Consider the following 5,700-nt stretch of genomic DNA (forward strand, 5'->3'; position numbering starts at 1 on the left):
GGCATATTCGACGGTGGAAAGACCGTAGCCGCGTTTGGAATCGGTCAGCCAGAAGTTCCACAACCCGCGCTCCCGCGCCGTCTTCTTCAAGCCTTCGAGGATCTCGGTCTGCCTGGCGGTGTAGGCCCAGCGGTCGCCCTCCTTGCCGATTTCGGCGAGAAACTCCTCCCCGAGTGGCGCGATCTCGTCGCGAACCATAGCCGCCACACGCTGGTGGATCGGCTTCAGCCGCTCGGTCATGCCGAGATTCATGTCCGCCATCGCTTCCGGTCCCTTTCGCAGATAAATCTTTACCCGTGGCAAGGATGACCGTACTTCGGCTAGCCTTGTCAACGCGAGTCCCCTCGCCCGTTTGATCGAGGGTGCGGAGGAATGCAATGAGCTATCTGGACAAGCTGTTCTCGGTCACCGGCAAGACCGCGCTGGTGACGGGCGCGGCGACCGGTATTGGCCGCATGGTGGCGACCGGCCTGATCCGCGCCGGCGCTCATGTGATGATCGCCTCGCGCAAGGGCGAGGATTGCGCAAAAGTCGCCAACGAATTGAACGCGCTCGGCGGCTCCGGCCAGGCCGAGGGCTTTGCCGGCGACGTGTCCAGCGAAGCTGGCATCGCCGCTCTTGTCACCGAGGTGAAGGCGCGCACGGAGCGCCTGCATATTCTGGTCAACAATGCCGGCATTTCCTGGGGCGCGCCGCTGCAGGATTTCCCCTATCACGCCTGGGCCAAGGTGTTCGGCGTCAATGTCACCGCGGTCTTCCACCTGACGCGGGAGCTTTTGCCGCTGCTTGACGCGGCGGCAAGCGACGAGGATCCGGCCCGCGTGATCAATCTCGGCTCGGTGATGGGCACCCAGCCGCTTGCCGACGACGCCTATTCCTACGCCGCCTCCAAGGCCGCCGTGCATCATCTGACGCGCACGCTGGCGATCGAATTCGCCGCCCGCCGCATCACCGTCAACGCCTGTGCCCCCGGTCCTTTCCAGAGCCGTATGACGGCCTTCGCCACAGCGACCGAGGAGCAGGCGAAACATGTTGGTAACCATGTTCCGCTCGGCCGCATCGGCGTGGCGGATGACATTGCCGGAGCAACGCTTTATTTGTGCAGCCGTGCCGGAAGCTATGTCACCGGCGCCATCCTGCCCATCGACGGCGGCCAGTCGGTGCAGCACGGAATGACGTTGTTCAAGGAGTAAGACGCCCGATTCAAGGAATCCGGGTGGGGTTCAAGGAATAAGACGCCCGGTCAAGGAATCCAGGCGGGGGTGCGGAGGACATGAGCGTGGAACCGATCAGTCTCGATACGCTTCTGGCAAGCGTCGGCAAGGAGGTCGGCGTCTCGCCCTGGCGAATGGTGACGCAGCGCATGATCGACCAGTTCGCGGATGCGACCGACGACCACCAGTTCATCCATTGCGATCCGGAGCGCGCCGAGCGCGAGACGCCGTTCGGCGGCACTATCGCGCATGGTTTCCTGTCGCTGTCGCTCTTGTCGGCGATGACCTTCGAGACCATGCCGCCGCTGGAAAACACCAAGATGGGCGTCAATCACGGCTTTGACACGCTGCGCTTCCTGGCGCCGGTGAAGACGGGCGCGCGCATCCGCACCCGTTTCGTGCTGGCCGACGTCAAGGTGAGGCCATCCGGCTGGGTGCAGACGGCGCATGACGTGACCATCGAGATCGAAGGCTCGAAGAAGCCGGCGCTGACGGCGCGCTGGCTGACGCTCACCCTGCTCGAGCGCCAGCCGGAAAACGCATGAGCGGCGACGCCGGCGCCTTAGACCAGGCGGCGCTTGCGCCCTATCTCGAGGCGTATATTCCGGGTTTTGCCGGCCTTGCTTCGATCGAGAAATTCAAGTCCGGACAGTCCAATCCGACCTATCTGCTGACCGCCGGCAGCGGCCGCTATGTGCTGCGCGCCAAGCCCCCGGGACAATTGCTGAAATCCGCGCACCAGGTCGACCGCGAATTCCGGGTTATGCAGGCGCTCGCCGGCACGGCTGTGCCGGTGCCGCGCATGCTGCATCTCTCGGGCGAGGAATCGCCGATCGGCCGCATGTTCTACGTCATGGAATATCTCGACGGCCGCATCTTCTGGGATCCGTCGCTGCCGGACGCTTCCGGAAATGACGAGCGGGCGGCGATCTACGATGCCATGAATGCCACGCTTGCAGCCCTGCACGATGTCGATGTTGGCGCCATCGGCCTTGGCGATTTCGGCAGGCCCGGCAGCTATTTCGTGCGCCAGCTCGCGCGCTGGGCTGGCCAGTATCGGGCCTCCGAAACCGAAACCATAACCGATATCGACAGGTTGGTCGCGTGGCTCGAGACCCATATGCCGGTCGATGACGGCCGCGTTTCGCTTGTCCATGGAGACTACCGGCTGGACAACATGATGTTCGCGCTCGATGCGCCGAAAGTCATCGCGGTGCTCGACTGGGAGCTGTCGACGCTCGGCCATCCCTTCGCCGACCTCGCCTATCAATGCATGCAGTGGCGGCTGCCGCATGCCTCGGGCTTTCGCGGCCTCGGCGGGATCGATCGCGCCGCGGCCGGCCTGCCGTCCGAAGAGGCCTATGTCGCAGCATATTGCCGCCGGCGCGGCCTTGACGAGATCGGCAACTGGACCTTCTTCCTGGCCTTCTCTTTCTTCCGGCTGGCGGCGATTTGCCAGGGTGTCTATCGCCGCGCGCTGGACGGCAATGCCTCCAATCCCGAGAGGGCCAAGACCTACGCAGAGGCCGTCAAACTGCTTGCCGCGCTGGCGGTGGAGCTGATCGACAGGAAGAGCTGAAGCGGAGGGCAGACAAATGGGCCGTTTCAACGGGGCGACAGTCCTCATCACCGGCGCGACCGGCGGTCTCGGCAGCGGCGCGGCCAAGGCCTTTGCCGCCGAAGGCGCGCGGCTGGTTCTTTCCGACCTCGACGAGGCCGCGCTTGCCGATTTCGCCGCAACCCTCGACGCCGAGACGGCTACCCTTGCCGGCAACATCGCCGATGAAGAGCTCTCGGAGGACCTTGTCAAACTGGCCGTCGAAAAATTCGGCCGGCTCGACATCGCCGTCAACAATGCCGGCATCGTGCACAGCTTCGTACGCCTGCCGCACGTCACATCCGAGGAAGCGCGCCGCGTGGTCGAGGTCGACCTGCTCGGTGTCTTCTATGCCATGAAGCACCAGATCCCTCGGATGGAGCGGCAGTTCAGGGAAAGCGGCAAGGGCGGCGTTATCGTCAACATCGCCTCCGTCGCCGGTCTCTCCGGCGCGCCCAAGCTTTCGGTCTATGCCGCCGCCAAGCATGGCGTCGTCGGCCTGACGCGCTCGGCGGCCGTGGAATATGCCAGCAAGGGCATTCGCATCAACGCCGTCTGCCCCGCCCACACCAGAACGGCGATGGTCGAAGGTTTCGTCCGCTTCACGGGAGCGCCCGAAGCCGAAGCGCTTGCCCAGCTCACCCGCGGCGTGCCGATGAAGCGTGTCGGCGAGGTCGACGAGATCACGACCGGCATCCTGTTCCTCGCTGACCCGGCCAATTCCTTCATGACCGGCCATGCGCTGGCGCTCGACGGCGGCATCGGGGCGATCTGAGCAATTCCAGGAAAAGTGTTTTGCGGTTTTCCGTCCGGAATTGCGTCTGACAAAGCGCAACTCCAGGAAAAGTGCCTCAGCGGTTTTCCGTCCGGAATTGCGTTCAACAGAGGTTGGAGCGTACGCAAGGGAACCAGCCTGCTCTCTTGTCCATTTCCGTACAGCGTATATAATTTCGTCAGGCAACCAACGACAAAAGGCAGCGCACATTGACGCTGAGCGTTCAGAAACGCCGCGAAAAGCAGAAGGCTGAGCTTCGCTCCGAGCTGGTCGCGGCAGCTCACAAGCTTGTTCAGGAGGAGGGCTACGAAGGCCTGACCATCCGCAAGCTTGCCAAGCGTGTCGGCTATGCGCCCATGTCGGTCTATTCCTATTTCGCCGACAAGCAGGACATCCTGTTCGCGCTCGCCGAGGACGCCTTCGAAACGCTCGCGCGCCGCATCGAGGCGCACCCAGCCGACGACCCGATCGAGGCGCTCAAGGCGGTGATGACCGAATATGCCGCCTTCGGCCTTGGCAACCCCAATGAGTACCGCACCGTCTTCATGACCGAGAAGACCAAGCTGCCGGAGGGGCGCAGCTACGAGGACATGGAAGAAGGCAACCCCGCCATGAAGGTGCTGATCAAACGTGTCGAGGCCTGCGTGGTCGCCGGCAAGCTCAAGGGCGATCCGCGCGCTATCGCCACCATGCTGTGGACCGTCGGCCACGGCACGATTTCGCTGCTGATCACCTTCCCCTTCTATCCGTTCGGTGATCCGCAGGCCTATGTGAAGCGGATGTGCGACTTCATGCTGGCCTCATTGTCGGCGCAGGATATCCCCTCGCTCACCGAAACACCCGTCAACTGCTGACCGGAGGTTGCGGCGCTTTTCCGTGATAGCCGATCGCCTGGATTCGCGCCGACGAATTCTTACGTTCAAGAAAATTTATCGTACGCGTACAAATTCCCTCTTGAATTCAGTTTCCGTTAACCGTATTTGTACGCTGTATCGTACATGTACGACTGGAGACGGAAAATGAAGAAGATCATCTTCACCCTGGCTGCCGTTCTGGCTTTCTCGGGCGCCGCCTTTGCCGGCGCGAGCCAGCCGGCCAAGCATGCCCCGGCTGCTTGCACCCAGACCAATGCCAATGTGACCCTCGATTGCACCGCCACCGGTTCGGTCGATAAGGCGGACACCGCCAAGACCCAGCCGAAGAGCCCGAAGCTTGGCATCGACGTAAACCCTTGGTTCGTGCCCGGCCTGTAAGCGCCACTGGTAAGATTTCATACGAAAACGGGCGGCACTTGGCCGCCCTTTTCGTTTTGCCTATAGCCTCGAGCGATCGGCCGAGGCTTATTTCTTGCGCGGTTTCGTTCCTGGCACCGCCTTGGCCGGCTTTGCCGGCCTGCCGGGGATGGAAGTGCTCGTGATCGACACCGGGTCGCTGGCCGGAAACGTGTCCTCGAGGCCTTCCTCAAGTTCTTCTTCCTCGATCTCGCGATGCTTTTCGTGCTCCAGCGAGCTGACGGCCGGAGTCTTCTTGGGCGATTTCGGCGCGGTTTTGGACGGCATCGGCAATCTCCTCGATAAGCAGTTCCAGGAAAAGTGCGCAGCGGTTTTCCGTCCGGAACTGCTTCAGAGCAATATTTTGAGCAATTGGGCGTCTTGCCAAACGCTCAATCGCTCGAACCGTGGAAACGAGGCGGCCCGGCGATGGTTCCTCGCACCAATTGCTGCGAGGATCAGTTCGCCGCGTCGCTCGCCGCTTCCGACAGCAAAGTAAAGACATAGTCCGAGAAGGAACGCCAGCATTCCACGCGGAACGCATCGGCTGCGGTGCGCAGCAGCACGATCTCGGATTTGCCGAGAATGGTGCGCGAGGCAGCACCCACCGGGAAAGCCTCGAGCGACAGGTCTTGCGGACAGCCCGAATTGACCGTCACCGCGGCAGCAGGCCCGGAAACCGAAATCCCGACATTGCGGTGCGAGATGCCGACCGCCGAATGCAGCGCCGTCACCTTAGCGCAATCGGCGAGCGGGTCATTGCCGGCCTCGTCGATGATCAGCCATTCGTCCGGGCCGAGCCACAGCGCCGTGCGCCCGTCCTTCGTCGCCGAGCTCTTCGGC

General features: G+C 62.8%; 8 protein-coding genes and 1 pseudogene. 6 read left to right on the plus strand and 3 right to left on the minus strand.

Features of this window, described 5'->3' with window-relative positions; genetic code table 11:
• Positions 1-261: pseudogene (locus tag EOA28_RS22720) on the minus strand (acyl-CoA dehydrogenase); the annotation flags it as partial.
• A 116-nt stretch (positions 262-377) separates the two neighbouring features.
• On the opposite strand from EOA28_RS22720, the gene EOA28_RS22725 reads away from it, so the two are divergent.
• The 6 genes from EOA28_RS22725 to EOA28_RS22750 all read left to right on the plus strand — a co-directional run bounded on the left by EOA28_RS22725 (position 378) and on the right by EOA28_RS22750 (position 4,839).
• Positions 378-1,193 carry an SDR family oxidoreductase gene (locus EOA28_RS22725; protein ID WP_128315294.1) on the plus strand — a complete coding sequence of 272 codons (816 nt, stop codon included), beginning with the start codon at positions 378-380 and terminating at the stop codon, positions 1,191-1,193.
• 80 nt (positions 1,194-1,273) lie between these two features.
• On the plus strand, positions 1,274-1,759 hold the full coding sequence (locus tag EOA28_RS22730) for a MaoC family dehydratase (protein ID WP_281059017.1): 486 nt from the start codon (positions 1,274-1,276) through the stop codon (positions 1,757-1,759).
• Positions 1,756-2,793, plus strand: coding sequence for a phosphotransferase (locus tag EOA28_RS22735; protein ID WP_127249573.1), 1,038 nt, complete (start codon positions 1,756-1,758; stop codon positions 2,791-2,793). Before EOA28_RS22730 ends, EOA28_RS22735 begins: the two co-directional genes overlap by 4 nt.
• Positions 2,794-2,809: 16 nt before the next feature.
• On the plus strand, positions 2,810-3,586 hold the full coding sequence (locus EOA28_RS22740) for a glucose 1-dehydrogenase (protein ID WP_127249572.1): 777 nt from the start codon (positions 2,810-2,812) through the stop codon (positions 3,584-3,586).
• A gap of 209 nt (positions 3,587-3,795) precedes the next feature.
• Entirely contained in the window at positions 3,796-4,440 is a 645-nt protein-coding gene (locus tag EOA28_RS22745; protein WP_127249571.1) for a TetR/AcrR family transcriptional regulator, read from the plus strand.
• Between the two features lie 165 nt (positions 4,441-4,605).
• Complete coding sequence (locus EOA28_RS22750; RefSeq protein WP_127249570.1) at positions 4,606-4,839, plus strand: DUF680 domain-containing protein; 234 nt, start codon at positions 4,606-4,608, stop codon at positions 4,837-4,839.
• Positions 4,840-4,926: 87 nt separating this feature from the next.
• On the opposite strand, the gene EOA28_RS22755 is transcribed toward EOA28_RS22750, so the two are convergent.
• Both EOA28_RS22755 and EOA28_RS22760 read right to left on the minus strand, forming a co-directional pair.
• Positions 4,927-5,145, minus strand: a complete 219-nt coding sequence (locus EOA28_RS22755) for a hypothetical protein (protein ID WP_127249569.1) — start codon at positions 5,143-5,145, stop codon at positions 4,927-4,929.
• A 170-nt stretch (positions 5,146-5,315) separates the two neighbouring features.
• The coding region (locus tag EOA28_RS22760) for a sarcosine oxidase subunit gamma (RefSeq protein WP_189342141.1) at positions 5,316-5,700 on the minus strand (385 nt) is incomplete at its 5' end.

This window comes from Mesorhizobium sp. M2A.F.Ca.ET.067.02.1.1, from assembly GCF_004023285.1.
Classification (GTDB): Bacteria; Pseudomonadota; Alphaproteobacteria; order Rhizobiales; family Rhizobiaceae; genus Mesorhizobium.